This is a genomic window from Pseudonocardia lacus (assembly GCF_018531445.1).
GTDB classification, from domain to species: domain Bacteria; phylum Actinomycetota; class Actinomycetes; order Mycobacteriales; family Pseudonocardiaceae; genus Pseudonocardia; species Pseudonocardia lacus.
Map to the genome: position 1 here is coordinate 1 of NZ_JAHDTH010000106.1, position 16,966 is coordinate 16,966.

Below are 16,966 nucleotides of genomic sequence, written 5' to 3' on the forward strand. Positions count from 1 at the left end.
CCGCGACCTGAAACCGGCGAACGTGCTGCTCTCCCCCACCGGCCCGAAGGTCATCGACTTCGGGATCGCCTGGTCGGCGGAGAGCACCCAGCTGACGGCGACCGGTGAGGCGGTGGGCACACCGGAGTACATGGCGCCCGAGCAGATCTCCGGCACCGGCCCCGCCGGCCCGCCGGTGGACGTGTTCGCCCTGGGCACGATCCTGGTCTACGCGGCCACCGCGCACAGCCCGTTCGCCGCGCCCAGCACCGCGGCCGTGCTGTACCGGATCGTGCAGACCGAGCCCGACCTGAGCGGGGTGCCCGGGTCGGTGCGCTCCCTCGTGGCGGCGTGCCTGGACAAGGACCCGCGGCGCCGGCCCAGCGCCCAGCAGATCGCTGCCTCGCTGCGCACGGGCGCACCGCTCGCGCTCGACCACGAGCGCAGGGCCGACCCGGTGGCGCCGTCGGACGCCCGGCCCCCGCGCCGGCTGCGGACCGCGCTGGTGGTCGCGGCGGCCGTGCTCGCGCTGGCCGGGGCGGGCACGGCGGCGTTCGTGCTGGTCGACCCGTTCGACGCTCCCCCCGCGAGCGCCCCCGCCGTCACGCCGGCGGCCGCGCCGGCGTCGGTGCCCGGTCCGCCGCCCGGTCCGCCGATCGACCCGCGCGGCCCGGAGGCGGTGTTCATGGACCGCTTCTGCGGCTCGGGCGACCTGGTCAGCAGCATCGCCGGCAGCGCCGTCGTCCCCCCGCCCGCGTTGGACGACCCCGTCGCGGCGCGGCGGGACTTCCTGGGCGCCCTGGAGCGCTCCCTGGCGGTCACCGAGTCGGTGCTGGTCGACTTCACCGCGCTGCGCGAGGACGCCCCCACCCCCGACCTGGAGGTGGCGCTGGGGCAGATCGTCGAGGAGTTCACCGACGCGCGCACCGCGTTCACCGAGGCCCGCGACACCGTGCGCGACGCCGACGAGCTGGGCGTTCCGGAGTACGCGTCGGCGACCGACCGGTTCGCCGCGGGTACCCGCAATCTTCTGTTCGCGGGCACGATCGTGCAGGCCATGACGATCCCCGACGAGTACCTGCGCGCCGCGTCGGTCGCCCCGCACTGCAATGACTGACCCCGTGCAATGACTGATCCCGTGCCGGGTCACCCACCGCGTCGGTCACCGAGCGTGATGCGTAATCTCGCTGACGTGCGCCGCGGGGTCGGTCTCTAGGCTGGCCGGCGTGGAGCCCCTGCAGCCCGACGACCCGGAGTGGCTGGGTCGCTTCCGGCTCGAGGCCCGCCTCGGGGTCGGCGGGATGGGCCGGGTGTACCTGGGCCGGACCCCGGAGGGGCGGCGCGCGGCGGTCAAGGTGATCCGCGACGACCTGGCCGGGGACACCGGGTTCCGGCACCGCTTCCGCCGGGAGGTCTCCGCGGCGCTGTCGGTGGCGGGGCTGTTCACCGCCCGTGTGCTCGACGCCGACCCGCAGGCCGACCAGCCGTGGCTGGCCACCGAGTTCGTCGACGGGCCGTCGCTGGCCGACGCCGTCGCGACCACGGGTCCGATGCCCCCCGCGCGGGTGCTGGCGCTGGCGCACGGGCTGGCCGAGGCGCTGGGTGCGATCCACGCCGCCGGGCTGGTGCACCGCGACCTGAAACCGGCGAACGTGCTGCTCTCCCCCACCGGCCCGAAGGTCATCGACTTCGGCATCGCCTGGTCCGCGGGCGGTACCCAGCTCACCGGGACCGGGCAGATGGTGGGCACCCCGGAGTACATGGCGCCCGAGCAGATCTCCGGCACGGGCACCGGCGGCCCGCCGACCGACGTGTTCGCGCTGGGCTCGACGCTGGTGTTCGCGGCCACCGGGCACAGCCCGTTCGCCGCCGACCAGCCGGCCGCGGCGCTGTTCCGGATCGTGCAGGGCGAACCGGACCTGTCCGGGGTGCCCGGGTCGCTGCTCGACCTGGTGCGGGCCTGCCTGGACAAGGACCCCGGGCGCCGGCCGACGGCGCAGCGGATCGCGGTCGGGCTGCGCGGGGCGGGGCCGGCCGACTTCACACCGCCACCGGGCCCCGCCGCGACGCTCGCCGGCGACACCCGACCGCGGCGCAAGGGCGTCCGCATCGCCGTCGCGGCGGCCGCCGCCGTCCTGGTGGCCGGCGGTGTGACGCTCGGGACCATGCTGGCCGCGCGGGCCGGGGATCCCGGCCCGGTCACCCCGACCACGTCCGCGCCCGTCGCGCAGGGCCCGCAGCCCACCGCCCCTGCGTCGTTCGCGCCGGACAGCCCCCAGGTCCGCTACGTCGACCGGTTGTGCGCCTCCGGCGAGCTGCTGGTGAGCCTGGGTGAGACGAACCTGTCCGTGGAGCCCACCGGCAACCCGGTGATCGCCCGCAACGACTACCTGGCCGCGGTGAACCGGGTCATCGGGATCACCGACACCGCGCTGGCCGACTTCACGGTGCTGCGCGACACCGCTCCCGACGACGCGACCGGGTTGGCGTTCCGGCAGGTCGTCGAGGAGTTCACCAGCGCGCGGCAGGCGTTCGTCGACGGGCGCGACACGGTGCAGGCGGCCGATCCGCTGACCGTGCAGGCGTACTCGGCCGGGATCGAGAGGTTCACCGACGGGACCCGGAACCTGGCGCTGGCCGCCACCCTCATGCAGAACGTCGACCTGCCCGAGGACTACCAGGGCGCCTACCTGTCCGCGCCGCACTGCGCCGAATGACGGGCCGAACAAAACAAGCCGAGCACACAAGCGAGCTGATCAGCCGGTCGCGTAGCGGGCGGTGATCGCGGCGGCGCGCTCGTGCAGCGCGGTGCGCAGCCACCGCGGGTCGAGCGCCTCGGCGTCGGTGGCCAGCTGCCACAGCATCCACTCGGCGTGCCGGCGGTCCTGGAAGGTCGCCTCCACCCGCAGCCAGCCGGCCGTGTCAGCGGCGGTGGCGGTGTTGGTGGTGTCAGTGCTGGCGGCGGTGTCGGTGGTGCGCACGGCCAGCGCGGTGCCCACCAGCTCGCCCCACCGCGCCGGGTGCAGTCGCAGCCGCACGGTGACCTGGTCGCCGCCGCTGCGGAACCGGGCGCTGCGCTCCTTCCACGCCCGGTCCAGGTCGACGCGCTCGGGTCGCTGCGCGGGTTCGGTGAGCTCCTCGGCGGCCAGGACCCGGGACAGTCGGTAGGTGCGTTCCGCGCCGGACCTGGTGGCCAGCAGGTAGCCCTGGCCGCGGGCGGTGACCAGGCCGATGGGGTCGACCGTGCGCCACCGGGGGGCCTGGTCCGCGGCGGCGTAGTGGATGCGCAGCTTGTGCCCGGCCAGCACCGCCCGCCGGACCTCGCCGACCACGGTGTCGGGCAGCTCCTCGACGTCCCGCGAGCGGGCGAGCAGGTCGGTGTCCGCGTCGACGAGCAGCCGCCGGGCCGCGCCCGCCGCGGTGGCCCGGTCGCTCTCGGGCAGCGCGTCGACGACCTTGCGCATGGCCGAGGCCAGCGCCGAGCCCAGCCCGAACGCCTGCGCGCCGCGCCGCGACCCGGCGACCAGCAGGGCGAGTGCCTCGTCGTGGTTGAGCCCGGTGAGCTCGGTGCGGAAGCCGGGCAGCAGGGCGAACCCGCCGAGGCGGCCGCGTTCGGCGTAGACGGGGACGCCGGCCGCGGACAGCGCGTCGATGTCGCGCAGCACGGTGCGGGTGGAGACCTCCAGCTCGCGGGCCAGCGCCGGCGCCGAGAGCCGACCGTGCTGGCGCAGCAGCAGCACGAGCGAGACCAACCGGTCGGCACGCATGCGCGGACCCTATCCGAATACACGACACCAGATGTCGTGATTGGTCGGCAGTCTCATCCCCATGACGAGCACGACGAACACACCCGCGGCCATCGAGCCGAACGACCTGGGGCGGTACTTCATCGAGCGCGGCAACGCCGGCGACGTCGAGGGGCTAGTGGCGCTGTACGAGCCGGACGCCGTGCTGGCGTTCCCGCCGGGCAGCCTCGCCAGCGGGCACGCGCAGATCCGCGCGGTCTACGAGCGGTTCGTGGCGGCGGCGCCGGTGCTGGTGCCGGGCCGGCAGCACCCGGCACTGGTCAGCGGCGACCTGGCGCTCACCGCGAGCACGCTGACCACCGGCGAGGTGACCGTGGAGATCGCCCGCCGGCAGCCGGACGGGACGTGGCGGTGGGTCGTGGACCAGCCGGCGCTGATCCCGTAGCCCGACCCGCCTCCGGACCCGGCGCGCCGGGTCCGGAGGCGGCGGTGCTCAGCCCGCGGTGGGCGGCTGGTCGACCAGTTGGGCCAGGTAGAGCTGCTCGCCCAGGCGCTCCAGCAGCGACAGGTTCGTCTCGATGTAGTCGATGTGGTGCTCCTCGTCGGCGAGGATCTCCTCGAAGAGCGTGGCGGTGGTGTGGTCGCCCTTCGCCCGGCACATCGTGATGCCCGGGCGGAGCCGGTCGACGACCTCGCGCTCGACGGCCAGGTCGGACTCCAGCATCTCCCCGACGCTCTGCCCGATGCGCAGCGAGAACAGCCGCTGGAAGTTGGGCAGGCCCTCCAGCAGCAGGATGCGGTCGGTGATGCGCTCGGCGTGGCGCATCTCGTCCATCGACTCCGCGCGCGTGTAGGCCGCGAGCTTGGTCAGGCCCCAGTTCTGCTGCATCTTGGCGTGCAGGAAGTACTGGTTGACCGCGGTCAGCTCGCTGGTCAGCTGCTCGTTGAGCAGCGCGATGATCTCCGGGTCGCCCTTCATGGCCGCGTCCCCATTCCCTCTGTCTCGTTGCCCGTCACGGTGACGACGGGCAACGTTAGCGCTGGTCAGGAGTGGTGCGCGAGGAAGGATGGCCTGCCAGAGGGCAAGCTGGCCCTTGCCGAGGCGAGCCTCAGGCGGTGCGCGGCAGGCCGACCGTGGGGTCCTGCGCGGCCAGCAGGAAGGTGTCGATGCGGCCGTGGCAGGAACCGCAGCCGGTCCCGGCGCCGCAGGCGTCGCCGACCTCTTCGACGGTCCGGGCGCCGCCGGCGATGCACGACCGGACCTCGGCGTCCGGTACGGCCGCGCAGATGCACACGAACATAGCCACTCCTAGCTTTAGGTGAGCCTATGTTCAGCTGTGCACGCGGGTCAGCGCAAGCCCCCGTGGCCGATAGCCTGTGCTCCGTGCCGCTGGAGGAGTACCGCCGCAAGCGCGATGCCGCCCGCACACCCGAGCCGGTGCCCGAGGGCGAGCCCGCCGCGGGCCGCGACGACCGGTTCGTCATCCAGGAGCACCACGCCCGCCGGCTGCACTGGGACGTGCGCCTGGAGCGCGACGGGGTGCTGGCGTCCTGGGCGGTACCCAAGGGGCTGCCGGCCGAGCCGGGCACCGTGCGGCTCGCGGTGCGCACCGAGGACCATCCCATCGAGTACCTGGAGTTCTCCGGGGAGATCCCGGCCGGCGAGTACGGCGGCGGGCGGATGACGATCTGGGACACCGGCACCTACGAGACCGAGAAGTGGAACTCCCGCGAGGTCATCGTCCGGATGAGCGGGCAGCGGGCGCGGGGCCGGTTCGTGTTCATCCGCACCGACCGCGGCGAGCGGCGCGAGGAGTGGCTGCTGCGCCGCTCGGACCCCGCGCCCGAGTACGAGCCGCTGCCCGCCGATACGCGCCCGATGCTGGCCACCCCCGGCCCGCTCCCCCGCGACGGGGCCTGGACGCTGCAGGTGGGCTTCGGGGGCCGGCGGGTCGTGGTGCGGGTGGAAGGCGGTCGCGCGCGGATCACCGACGAGGAGGGCGACGAGCTCGCGGTGCCGCAGCTGCGCGAGCTGGGGCCGTCGCTGGGTGCCACCGAGGTGCTGCTGGACGGCGAGCTGACCGAGCGCGCGGGCGGCTGCGAGCTGTGGATCGGCGACCTGCTGCACCTGGACGGGCGCGACGTGCGCGGTCTGCCGTTCGCGCGGCGCCGCGAGCTGCTGGAGCGGCTGGCGCCGGCCGGGGCGCGCTGGCGGGTGGCGCCGGCGTTCCCCGGCGGCGGGGCGGAGGTGGTGCGGGCGGCCGCGGCGCAGGGCCTGCCGCACGTGGTGGCGAAGCGGGACGACTCGACCTACGAGGTGGGGCGGCGCTCGCCGGACTGGGTGGAGGTGGCGACCGGCGCGGAGGAGGCCTCGGCCCCGACCCCATCGACGCCGACATCGACGCCGACATCGACGCCGCAGCGTGCGGGCGGGGCGACCCGGCGCAGCGTGGGCCGGGCCCGGCTGACCAACCCGGACAAGGTCCTCTACCCGCTCACCGGCACGACGAAGGCCGACGTGCTGGCCCACTACCTGGCGGTCGCCGAGGTGATGCTGCCGCACCTGCGCGACCGCCCGGTGACGATGGTCCGCTGGCCCGACGGCGTCGAGCGGGGGTCGTTCTTCGAGAAGGACGTCTCGCGCCACGCCCCGGACTGGATCCGCACCGCGCGCGTCGGCACGCCGGGTGGGCGGTCGGAGACCGCCGACTTCCCGGTGCTCTCCGACGAGGAGGGGTTGGCGTGGGCGGCGAACCTGGCCGCGCTGGAGCTGCACGTGCCGCAGTGGCGGGTCGGCCCGCGCGACGGGCGGAACCTGCCGGACCTGGTGGTGTTCGACCTGGACCCGGGCGAGGGCACGACGGTGGTCGACTGCGCGCGGGTGGCCGTGCGCATCCGCGACCGGCTCGCCGACGACGGGCTGACCTGCTACCCGCGCACCAGCGGGGGCAAGGGCATGCAGCTGTACCTGGCGGTGTCGGTGTCGCGCGCGGAGCAGACCTCGGAGTTCGCCAAGGCGGTCGCCGAGGCGATGGCCCGCGAGACGCCGTCGTCGGTCACCGCGGTGATGGCCAAGGCCCGCCGGCGGGGCAAGGTGTTCGTCGACTGGAGCCAGAACAACCCCTACAAGACGACGATCGCCAGCTACTCGCTGCGCGGGCGGGCCCGCCCGACCGTGGCCACGCCGCTGACCTGGGCGGAGGTCGAGGGGTGCCGCCGGCCCGACGACCTGGTGTTCACCGCCGACGACCTGCCCGCGCGCATCGCCGAGCACGGCGACCTGATGGTCGGGCTGCTCGACCAGGAGGGTCAGCACCTGCCCCGGCGCGGGTGAGGGCGGAGGTGGTTGACAGGCTCAGCGCATGCAGCGCCCGAGCCCGCGCCATCCCTACTTCGACGGCCCCTACCCGCGCGCCTACGCGCACCGCGGCTGGCACGTCGACGAGCTGGCCGGGCTGGAGAACACCCTGGCGGCGTTCCACCGGGCCGCCGAGGAGGGCTTCGGGTACCTGGAGCTGGACGTGCACGCCAGCGCCGACGGCGTGGTCGTCGTGCACCACGACGCCACGCTCGACCGCACCACCGACGGTGGTGGGCCGATCGCCGCGCTGCCGGCCGCCGAGCTGGCTCTGCTGCGGGTGGCCGGGCGGGAGCCGATCCCGGCGCTGGAGCAGGTGCTGACCGAGCTGCCCGGAATGCGGATCACGATCGAGGTGAAGTCGGCGGCGGTGGTCGCGCCGCTGCTGGGGCTGTTGGAGCGCACCGACAGCTGGCACCGGGTGTGCGTGGGCGGTTACGACCACCGCTGGTTGCGCAGCGCGCGGGTCGGGGGCGGTCCGCGGCTGTGCACGTCGATGTCGCAGCGCGATGCGGTGGGGCTGCGGGCGCGGGCGTGGCTCGACGCGCTGCCCGGTCCGTTGGCGCGGTTGCCGGCGCCGCCGGCGCGGGGGCGGCTGGCCCAGCTGCCCCGTCGGATCGGGCCGCTGACCGTGGTCGACGCCGCGCTGTTGCGGGTGGCCCACGACAGCGGCCGCGAGGTGCACGTGTGGACCGTGGACGACCCGGCCGAGATGGTGGAGCTGCTCGACCTCGGGGTCGACGGGCTGCTGTCGGACCGGCCGGACCTGTTGCGCTCGGTGTTGCGCGAGCGCGGCGACTGGCCCGGCTGAGCGGCGGGCGAGGGGCCGGCGGCGGCCGACCGGCTGGACGGTCCGCGGCGGTCGTCGCAGCCGGTCACGGTGGGTGGCGCCCGCGTCCACCCCCGGGGGACGCGGCGCTACGCTCCGCGCGTGAGCACCCCCCCGGCCGCGGACGCGGTCACCCCGGTGTCCCGCGGCCGGATCCTGGCCTGGGGTTTCTGGGACTGGGGGTCGGCGGCGTTCAACGCCGTGATCCTGACGTTCGTGTTCTCGGTCTACCTGACCGACGGCGTCGGCGACGGGCGCCCCGAGGCCGGCGCGGCGCTGGGCTACGCGGTGGGCGGGGCCGGGCTGGTGATCGCCCTGCTGGCCCCGGTGATCGGGCAGCGGGCCGACTCCGCGGGCCGGCGCAAGATGTCGACGCTGGTGTGGACCGCGTTGACGGTCGTGACGATGGTCGCGATGTTCTGGGTCCGCGACGACTACTCCTACCTGTGGTTCGGGCTGGTGCTGCTGGCGGTCGGTTCGGTGTTCGCCGAGCTGGCGCAGGTGTCCTACAACGCGATGCTGACGCAGGTGTCGACGCCGGCGAACATGGGCCGGGTCTCGGGCTTCGGCTGGGCGATGGGCTACTTCGGCGGCATCGTGCTGCTGCTGGTCGCCTACTACGGCTTCATCTCCGGCGACGGCGGCCTGCTCGGGCTGCCCACCGACGACGGCTTCCCCGTCCGGGTGGTCGCGCTCGTGGCCGCGGGGTGGTTCCTGGTCTCGGCGCTGCCGTTGGCGCTGGCGGTGCCGGAGATCCCCGCCGACCCGGACCGGGCGCCGCGGCTGGGCGTCGTCGGCTCCTACCGCAAGCTGTTCGCCGACCTGGCCGCGATCTACCGGCGCCGCCCGCACACTGTGTGGTTCCTGGCCGCCAGCGCCCTGTTCCGCGACGGGCTCAACGCGGTGTTCACCTTCGGCGCGATCCTCGCGGTCGCCGTGTACGGAATCGGCGCCGCCGACGTGCTGATCTTCGGGGTGGCGGCCAACGTGATGTCGGCGCTGGGCGCGTTGGTCGGGGGCCGGCTGGAGGACCGGGTCGGTCCCAAGCCGGTGATCGTCGGCTCGCTGCTGGGGATGCTGGTCACCGGTGTGGTCCTGCTGTTCGTCTCCGGGCCCACGATGTTCTGGGTGTTCGGGCTGCTGCTGACCCTGTTCCCCGGGCCGGCGCAGTCGTCGTCGCGCACGTTCCTGGCCCGGCTGGCCGAACCCGGTCGCGAGGGCGAGCTGTTCGGCATGTACGCCACGACGGGCCGGGCCGTGTCGTTCCTGGCGCCGGCCCTGTTCGGGGTGTTCACCTCGATCTTCGGCGCGCAGCGGGCCGGGATCGTGGGCATCCTGCTGGTGCTGGGTGCCGGGCTGGTGGCGCTGTGGCCGGTGCAGCCGCCGCCGCACGCCGCCGCCGAGAAGTAGGCGCACTTCACGCCCCTGACGCGAGCACAATGCCCGGATAGGGCGGTTTGTCCGGTACGTGAGGTGGGTTTGCATGTAAACATTGATGTGCCGAGAGTGACATAAGTCACATCTGGCAGACGCGTCACAACGGCGTGTGGGACCGGGCGTCATAGGGGACACTCACCGATCAGGGCGGCAAACTTCCGGTGTCGGTCACGTTACGACCGACACCTCGTCGGGAGTCGCCCGTCGAGTCCGGGAATACGTCAGCTGGGTAGACGTTACACCCGGTGGTGAAGGCCGAGGGAGGCTCCCTCGGCTGGTGAAGGGGAGGATGACGCATGGCCGACCGCGTGCTCCGTGGCAGCCGGCTCGGGGCTGTCAGCTACGAGACCGACCGCAACCACGACCTCGCGCCGCGGCAGTCGATGCGCTACGCGTGCCCGCGCGGGCACGACTTCGAAGTGCCCTTCGCGAACGACGCCGAGCCGCCGATCACCTGGGAGTGCCGCCTGCACGGCAGCATCTCCAAGCTGGTGGACGGCACCGAGCCCGAGCAGAAGAAGGCGAAGCCGCCGCGCACGCACTGGGACATGCTCCTGGAGCGCCGGTCGGTGGCCGACCTCGAGGTACTGCTCAACGAGCGCCTCGAGCTGCTCGCCGAACGGCGCCGCGACATCGCCTGAGCGCACCGACCGCCTCCACGCCGCAAGAGCCGGGCCATCCCCTCGGGGTGGCCCGGCTCTTGCGTGTGCGGGCACCGCACGGGCCCGCATCCTCAGGCGTCGAGGACCTGGCCGGCGCGGCGCACCACCGGCGGCCGCGTCGACCACGGGAAGTTGATCCAGCGGTCGGTGCGCCGCCACACGTACTCGCAACGCACCGTGCTGTGCGGCTTCTCGTAGACCACCGCGCAGCGCACGTCGGCGACCTCGCCCTCGCAGAAGTCGCGCACCAGCTTCAGCGTGGCACCGGTGTCGGCGACGTCGTCGGCGACCAGCACCTTGGCCCCGGACAGGTCGAGCTTGTTCGGCACCGGCGGCAGCATGATCGGCACCGGCAGCCGCTCGTCGACGCCGGTGTAGAACTCGACGTTGGCCACGTGCAGGTTCTTCACGTCCAGCGCGTAGCCCAGCGCACCGGCCACGAACAGCCCGCCGCGGGCGATCGCCAGCACGATGTCGGCCCGGTAGCCGTCGTCGGCGACCATCTGGGCCAGCTCGCGGCTCGCCGTGCCGAACAGCTCCCAGGTGAGCGTCTCGCGCTCCGGCGCGACCTCGGCGGTACTGGTGCTTTCCGCGGCGCTCACGCGCGCACCGGGCCGTCGGAGACGGCGTCGTCGTCGGCGCGCGCCGGCGCGGCCGCGGGAGCCGCCGTGGTGGTCTTCTCCGGCGCCTGACGGGCCGCGGGCGCCTCCTCGGGGCCGGTCTCGTCCGCGGGCGGCGCGGCGTCGCGCACACCGTTGGGCGGGCCGGGACGGCGCAGCAGCCGCCTGGTCCCCCAGCGCGCCACCTGCCAGAGCGCCTCGCCGACGATCGCGCCGCTCATCTTCGACGTGCCGCGCTCGCGCTCGGTGAAGGTGATCGGCACCTCGACGACGCGGAACCCGCCCTGCAGCGCCCGCCAGGTCATGTCGATCTGGAAGCAGTAGCCCTGCGAGGCCACCGCCTCCAGGTCGAGCTCGGCGAGCACCTGGCGGCGGAACGCCCGGTAGCCCGCGGTCACGTCGCGGATGGGGACGCCCAGGGCGAGGCGGGAGTAGAGGTTGCCACCGCGGGAGAGCCACTCGCGGTGCGCAGGCCAGTTGCGGACCTCGCCGCCGGGCACGTACCGGGAGCCGATCACCAGGTCGGCCTCGCCGAGCGCCTCCAGCATCGCCGGCAGCGCCTCCGGCGGGTGCGAGCCGTCGGCGTCCATCTGCACGACGACGCCGTACTCGCGGCGCATGGCCCACGCGAAACCGGCCAGGTACGCCGCGCCCAGCCCGGCCTTCTCGCGGCGGTGCAGCACCGAGATCCGCGGGTCCTGCCCGGCCAGCTCGTCGGCCAGCTCACCGGTCCCGTCCGGGCTGGCGTCGTCCACGACCAGGACCGCGGCGTCCGGAACCGTCCGGTGGAGCCGCGCCAGCAGCGGTCGGAGGTTGTCCCGCTCGTCGTAGGTCGGGATGACCACCAGTACCGCCCCCGTGGGCTCAGCCATGCTCGTCCTTCCTGCCGCGCCTGCTGTGTCGACCGCCGCGCCGCCGGGCCACGACCCCGATGCCGACGGCCACGACTGACAACGCGACCAGCACCCACTCGGGTGCGGATCGCCACCGGGTGGCCAGCGTAGTGGTGTCCTTCATCGTCGGCTGATCGACCAGGATCCCCGGCTCGAACTGGCCCGTGCGCTGGGTGACCGTGCCGTCGGGGGCGATCATCGCGCTCACCCCGCTCGTGGTGGCCACGACGACCGGGCGGTCGTGCTCGACCGCGCGCACCCGCGACATGGCCAGCTGCTGGTAGGTCATGTTCGACAGCCCGAAGGTGGCGTTGTTGCTGGGCACGGCGAGCAGCGTGGCGCCGGCGTCGATGCTGTCGGCGACCAGGTCGTCGAAGGCGACCTCCCAGCAGATGACGTCGCCGACCCGGACCCCGGCCATGTCGACCGCTCCCGAGCCGGTGCCGTCGACGAAGTTGCCGCCCCGGTCGACGTAGGAGGAGAACAGCCGGAAGAAGCCGCGCCACGGGATGTACTCGCCGAAGGGCTGCACGCGGCGCTTGTCGTTGCGCGCCACCGGTCCGGTACCGGCCTCCCAGACCAGCGACGAGTTGGTGGTGGTGGCGTCGGGGTTGGTCAGCACGGTGCCGACCAGGATCGGCGCACCGATCGCGCGGGCGGCGCCGTCGATGGCGGCCGCGGCGTCGGGGTTGCGGATCGGGTTGATGTCGCTGGAGTTCTCCGGCCAGATCACGATGTCCGGTTGCGGGCGGGAACCGGCGGCGACCTCGTCGGCCAACTGCCGGGTCACCTTCACGTGGTTGTCGAGCACCGCGCGGCGCTGGGCGTTGAAGTCCAGCCCGAGGCGGGGCACGTTGCCCTGGATCGCGGCGACGGTCACGCTGCGCTGGGGCGTGCCCGCGGTGGGCGGCACCAACCCGGCCAGCGGACCAGCGGCCAGCGCCGCGGCCACGGCCAGCGCCGGCATCGCCGGGTTGCCCACCACCGCCGAGCGGTGCACGACGAGCCTGCGCACGAGCTCACCCGCGGCCAGGCCGGCCAGCACGGCGGCGTAGGACAGCAGCGGCTCGCCGCCGATCGCGGCGATGGGCAGCAGCGGCCCGTCGGGCTGGCCGAAGCCGACCCGGCCCCACGGCAGCCCGCCGAAGGGCACCCGCCCGCGCAGCGCCTCCCCCGCCACCCACGCCGCCGCGGTCCACAGCGGACCCCCCGGCAGCCGGGACACGACCGCCATCGCGGCCGCGGCCAGGCCGATGAAGCACGACTCGGCGACGGTGAGCGCGATCCAGGGCACCGGGCCGACGTAGATCGAGGTCCACTGCAGCAGCGGCAGCAGGAAGCCCACCCCGAACAGGAAGCCGTAGCCGAAGCCGCCGCGCGCCCCCCGACCCCACAGCACCGGACCCAGCAGCGCGAACGCCGGCAGCGCGAGCCACCACGTCGAGTACGGGGGGAAGCTGAAGTACAGCAGCACGCCGCCGCCCGCGGACGCGGCCAGCCGCAGGCACAGCCACGTCGGACCCGTCCCCGGACCGGGTTCGCGGCTGGTCAGCAGCCTGCGCAACCGCCCGCCGCGGCGCCGGCCGGGGTCGGGGCCCGGTTCGGCGGCGGGTTCGGCGCTCGGATCGACGGCGGGTGCGGCCACGGATCAGCAGCGTACGTGTCCGGTGTAGGCACACCGTGACGGCAGCCGCCCCACCGGCCTCGCCTCGTTCAGCGCCGCCGCGGGGAGCCGGAGAACAGCCGGTCCACCGCCAGAGCCACCAGCACCGGCAGCGTGGGCGCCACCAACGGCAGGGCCAGCACGGACAGCGCGACCACGGCCGGGGCGTCGCGCAGCCAGCCCGGCCGGCGCAGCGGGTCGACCAGCGCGCCCCAGCGGACCCCCACCCACATCAGCCGTCGCCGCACGAGCGGCACGCCCTCCTCCCGCAGCACCCGGCGCAGGATGCCGTCGACGTCGTGGCTGGACAGCCGCCCCTCGGCGAGGGGGTCGCCGCACAGCCAGTCGTGCAGCACCACCGAGCGCGTGTAGCGCCCTGTCGTGGGGACCAGCCACTGCACGGCCTGCGGCACCGAGGCGAAGTCGGTGCGGAACCCCGCCGGCACCACGAACCGCTCGTCGCGGCCCTGGTAGACCAGCGCCACCAGCAGCTCCCAGGTGTCGTCGTCGACAGCGCGCACAGACAGCTCGTCGCTGGTGAACGGCACGGCTGCGGACCTCCCGGGGACGGTTCGGGCGGCGGTGATCCTGCCAGGCGGGGTGGATCAGGCGGGGTGAATCAGGCGGGGTGAATCAGGCGGGGTGAATCAGGCGGGGTGGATCAGGCGGGGTGGATCAGGCGGGGTGGATCAGGCGGTGGCGAACAGGTGCGCGTTGCCCAGCGCGTCGAGCACCCCCGGGCCGGCGCGGCCGCGGCGGCGGAACCACTCGTAGCCGTAGGTGTCGGCGAAGCCCTCCACCGGCACGTCGGACTCGTCGAGCTGGCTGGCGTGCGCGGTGATCGCCGCGCGCTTGCAGGCCAGGTGCGCCTGGTCGCCGGTGACCGCCAGCGCGATCTCGCAGGTGGCCCGCCCGTAGGGCACCGCGGCCCACGCCGCCGCACCGTGCACCAGGTGCGGGCCGCCCTCGCTCAGGTGCAGGTACTCGCGGTCGACGGTGACCCCGTAGCCGGTGATGCCGAGCAGGTCGGTGGCCGCGGCGCCGATGCGGAAGGCGGTGCGGTGGTCGGGGTGGCCGTAGACGCCGTGCTCGTCGTCGTGCAGCAGCGCGCAGGCGCCCTCCTCGTCGCCGATCTCGGCGACCCGGCGGGCCAGCTGCAGCGGGTCGCCCAGGGCCAGCGCCCGGTGGTGGGTGCTGGCCGGGCCGCCGGGCGCGCCCGAGTCGCGCCGGCCCAGCAGCACCAGCCGCGACACCCCGAGCAGCTCGGCGGAGCGCTCCAGTTCGGCGACGCGGCGCTCGGGCACCGTCTCCCCGGGGCGCAGCGGCACCCGGGACTCGCCCAGCTCGCCTGCGGTGGCCATCACCAGCACGGTGCGGGCGCCGGCGTCGGCGAGCCGGCGCAGGGTGATCCCGGTGAAGATCGACTCGTCGTCCGGGTGCGCGTGCAGGGCCAGCACGGTGTGTCCGCGCAGGTCGGGTTCGGGCAGGGAGGTCGGCACAGGAATCGGCGCAGGAATCGACAGAGCAGGGTTCGACGCAGTGGTCACGGGGGACGTCGCAGACGTGCGGGGCCGGAGCGGCCGGGACGGACGGGAGCGGGATGCGGTTCAGCTGCGACAGCAGCGACAGCAGCCCGGACACCGGCACAGGCCCTGCGGGGCCGCGCTCGCGGTGGTCGTCCGGTCCGTCACGGCGGGTATGGTGCCACACCCCGGCAGGGATGGATCACCCGCCCGGTCGCTCGTCCAGGGTGTCGTGCAGCGTCCGGCCGTCCTGCACGGTGCGCAGGCACCGCGGCGCGCCGGACGCGCCGTCCAGCGGCGCCGTGCCGTCCCAGACGGTGTAGGAGGCCGCAGCGCCGGCCACCAGGCGCCCGGCCAGCGGCGAGCGGTCGCCCGCGGCGCGGTGCCCGCCGACGGTGTGCGCGGCCAGCGCCTGCGCCGCGGTCAACCCGGAGCCGGGGGTGCGGTGCTCGACAGCGGCGCGCACCGCCGCCCACGGCCCGACCGGGGTCACCGGGGCGTCCGAGCCCAGGGCGAGCACCACCCCGGCGTCGCGCAGCCGCGCGTAGGGGTTCATCCCGGCGGCGCGCCCGGCGCCCAACCGCTCGGCGTACATGCCCGCCGGCCCGCCCCAGAACGCGTCGAACAGCGGCTGGACGCTGGCCACCACGCCGAGCGCCGCGAGCTGCACGGCCTGGGCGGGGTCGAGCATCTCCAGGTGCTCGAGGCGGTGCGGCGGGTGCGGGCGGGCCGTGCCGGTGCGCCGGGCGGCCTCGGTCAGCCCGGCCAGCACGGCGTCGGCGGCCGCGTCGCCGATCACGTGGAACCCCGCCTGCACGCCGATCCCGGTGCACGCGGCGACGTGCGCGGCGATCGCGTCCGGTTCGAGGTAGCGGTGCCCGCAGTGGGTGGGCTCGTCGCGGTAGGGGGCGCGCAACGCGGCCGTGCGCGAGCCCAGCGAGCCGTCGGCGAACAGGTCACCGGCCAGCCCGTGCGCGCCGGTGGCGGCCAGCAGGTCGCGGGCCTCGGTCGCGGTGCGCACCGGCTGGCCCCAGTAGCCCACGACCCGCGTCCCGAGCTCGGCCGAGAGCGCCAGCAGCGCGGCGAGGTCGGCGACCGAGGAGATGTCCGGACCCGCGCACTCGTGCACCACCCCGACGCCGCGGGCCGCCGCGTCGGCCAGGAACGCGCGCTGGGCGGCCCCGCGGGTCGCCTCGTCGACGGCGGCCAGCGCGGCGCGGCGGACGTGGTGGTGGGCCTGGGTGCTCAGCGCGGCGTCGGCGAAGCCGCGGGCCCCGACGGCGGCCGGCGCCCGGTCCAGCAACGCGCTGGACACCAGCGCGGAGTGCACGTCGATGCGGCTGAGGTAGACCGGCGCCCCGGCCGCGGCCCGGTCGAGGGCGGCGCGGTCGGGAGCGGGCCCGGGCCAGCCCAGCTCCTGCCAGCCGTGGCCCCAGACCAGCGCGCCCGGGCGCGCCGCGACCCGGGCGGCGACCGCGTCGAGCAACGCCCGCGGCGACGGGCAGCCGGTCAGGTCGAGCCCGTCGACGAGCAGGCCGGTGGCGGTGGCGTGGACGTGGGCGTCGACGAACGCCGGGGTGATCGTCGCCCCGGTGAGGTCGAGCACCCGGCCGGGGCGCTCACGGGCCTCCGCGGCGCCGCCGACCCAGGTGACGACCGCGCCGTCGACCTCGACGGCACCCGGGGCGGGAGACGGGTCGGCGCCGGGGTCGAGGACCCCGGCGCCGACGAGCAGGGTGCGCGGCACCCCGTCTGTCTACCGGACGGGGCGGCCACCCGACGATCAGTAGTCGCGGTTGGGCATGAGCAGCCAGAGGATCGCGTACACGATGACCTGCGAGCCGGGCAGCACGATCGACAGCACGAACAGCAGCCGGACCATGAACGTGCTCCAGCCGAAGCGCTCGGCCAGGCCGGCGCAGACACCGGCGATCATCCGGCCGTTCCGCGGTCGGGTGAGCGTCCTGCGGGTGGCGGGCGTCGTCACGTCGTGACTCCTTCTCTCGGGTGGCTTCCCGGTGGGGGTTCCCGAGTTGTCGGGCGGTTATCCAGAACCCGCGTGGTTGCGATGTTCCCGACACCCACACTGCCGCCGCGCGACCTGCGGATCCTCGGTGATGACCCTGACCCGACCCCGATCTCCCGCCCCGCCCACCCCCGGATGGGCCGTCGGGGCGGCACCGCCGACGCTGCGTGCGCGCCCACATCCCCCGGTCGGGCGAAAGGCGGCCGAGCTGTCCACAGGTGTCGACAACG

At 74.8% G+C, this 16,966-nt stretch carries 16 protein-coding genes and 1 pseudogene; 7 read left to right on the top strand and 10 right to left on the bottom strand.

Annotation, left to right across the window (positions count from 1 at the left end):
- Positions 1-1,096 (top strand): serine/threonine-protein kinase (locus KIK08_RS21680; protein WP_214405052.1); only part of this gene is annotated, 1,096 nt, incomplete at its 5' end.
- A 109-nt stretch (positions 1,097-1,205) separates the two neighbouring features.
- Positions 1,206-2,696, top strand: coding sequence for a serine/threonine-protein kinase (locus tag KIK08_RS21685; protein ID WP_214405053.1), 1,491 nt, complete (start codon positions 1,206-1,208; stop codon positions 2,694-2,696).
- A gap of 39 nt (positions 2,697-2,735) precedes the next feature.
- On the opposite strand, the gene KIK08_RS21690 is transcribed toward KIK08_RS21685, so the two are convergent.
- On the bottom strand, positions 2,736-3,746 hold the full coding sequence (locus KIK08_RS21690) for a helix-turn-helix transcriptional regulator (protein WP_214405054.1): 1,011 nt from the start codon (positions 3,744-3,746) through the stop codon (positions 2,736-2,738).
- A gap of 61 nt (positions 3,747-3,807) precedes the next feature.
- Between KIK08_RS21690 and KIK08_RS21695 the strand changes: the two genes are divergently transcribed.
- Entirely contained in the window at positions 3,808-4,170 is a 363-nt protein-coding gene (locus KIK08_RS21695) for a YybH family protein (protein WP_214405055.1), read from the top strand.
- Between the two features lie 48 nt (positions 4,171-4,218).
- On the opposite strand, the gene bfr is transcribed toward KIK08_RS21695, so the two are convergent.
- Together bfr and KIK08_RS21705 are read right to left on the bottom strand one after the other, a co-directional pair.
- Positions 4,219-4,704, bottom strand: a complete 486-nt coding sequence (gene bfr, locus KIK08_RS21700; RefSeq protein WP_214405056.1) for a bacterioferritin — start codon at positions 4,702-4,704, stop codon at positions 4,219-4,221.
- A gap of 130 nt (positions 4,705-4,834) precedes the next feature.
- Positions 4,835-5,026, bottom strand: a complete 192-nt coding sequence (locus tag KIK08_RS21705; RefSeq protein WP_214405057.1) for a (2Fe-2S)-binding protein — start codon at positions 5,024-5,026, stop codon at positions 4,835-4,837.
- Positions 5,027-5,109: 83 nt separating this feature from the next.
- Between KIK08_RS21705 and ligD the strand changes: the two genes are divergently transcribed.
- The 4 genes from ligD (at position 5,110) to KIK08_RS21730 (ending at position 9,990) form a co-directional block, all read left to right on the top strand.
- Complete coding sequence (gene ligD, locus KIK08_RS41840; protein ID WP_308257788.1) at positions 5,110-7,059, top strand: non-homologous end-joining DNA ligase; 1,950 nt, start codon at positions 5,110-5,112, stop codon at positions 7,057-7,059.
- Positions 7,060-7,087: 28 nt separating this feature from the next.
- Positions 7,088-7,894, top strand: a complete 807-nt coding sequence (locus KIK08_RS21720; protein WP_214405058.1) for a glycerophosphodiester phosphodiesterase family protein — start codon at positions 7,088-7,090, stop codon at positions 7,892-7,894.
- Positions 7,895-8,014: 120 nt separating this feature from the next.
- Positions 8,015-9,322, top strand: coding sequence for an MFS transporter (locus KIK08_RS21725; RefSeq protein WP_308257789.1), 1,308 nt, complete (start codon positions 8,015-8,017; stop codon positions 9,320-9,322).
- Between the two features lie 323 nt (positions 9,323-9,645).
- Complete coding sequence (locus KIK08_RS21730; protein WP_214405059.1) at positions 9,646-9,990, top strand: RNA polymerase-binding protein RbpA; 345 nt, start codon at positions 9,646-9,648, stop codon at positions 9,988-9,990.
- A gap of 92 nt (positions 9,991-10,082) precedes the next feature.
- Here the strand turns inward: KIK08_RS21730 and KIK08_RS21735 are convergent, their stop codons facing one another.
- From KIK08_RS21735 to KIK08_RS21765, 7 genes and pseudogenes are all read right to left on the bottom strand, one after another.
- Positions 10,083-10,613 (bottom strand): phosphoribosyltransferase, encoded by a 531-nt coding sequence (locus KIK08_RS21735; protein ID WP_214405060.1) that lies wholly within the window; start codon positions 10,611-10,613, stop codon positions 10,083-10,085.
- A gap of 173 nt (positions 10,614-10,786) precedes the next feature.
- Positions 10,787-11,503: pseudogene (locus KIK08_RS21740) on the bottom strand (polyprenol monophosphomannose synthase); the annotation flags it as partial.
- On the bottom strand, positions 11,496-13,169 hold the full coding sequence (gene lnt, locus KIK08_RS21745) for an apolipoprotein N-acyltransferase (RefSeq protein WP_308257790.1): 1,674 nt from the start codon (positions 13,167-13,169) through the stop codon (positions 11,496-11,498). The gene lnt and the pseudogene KIK08_RS21740, both read right to left, overlap by 8 nt.
- A gap of 68 nt (positions 13,170-13,237) precedes the next feature.
- Complete coding sequence (locus KIK08_RS21750; RefSeq protein WP_214405062.1) at positions 13,238-13,735, bottom strand: DUF1353 domain-containing protein; 498 nt, start codon at positions 13,733-13,735, stop codon at positions 13,238-13,240.
- Between the two features lie 141 nt (positions 13,736-13,876).
- A complete protein-coding gene (locus KIK08_RS21755) occupies positions 13,877-14,686 on the bottom strand; it encodes a PIG-L deacetylase family protein (RefSeq protein WP_214405063.1) in 810 nt (269 codons plus the stop codon).
- A gap of 226 nt (positions 14,687-14,912) precedes the next feature.
- Positions 14,913-16,457 (bottom strand): amidohydrolase, encoded by a 1,545-nt coding sequence (locus KIK08_RS21760; RefSeq protein WP_308257791.1) that lies wholly within the window; start codon positions 16,455-16,457, stop codon positions 14,913-14,915.
- A 36-nt stretch (positions 16,458-16,493) separates the two neighbouring features.
- Positions 16,494-16,697 carry a PspC domain-containing protein gene (locus tag KIK08_RS21765; protein WP_308257792.1) on the bottom strand — a complete coding sequence of 68 codons (204 nt, stop codon included), beginning with the start codon at positions 16,695-16,697 and terminating at the stop codon, positions 16,494-16,496.
- Positions 16,698-16,966: the final 269 nt, after the last annotated feature.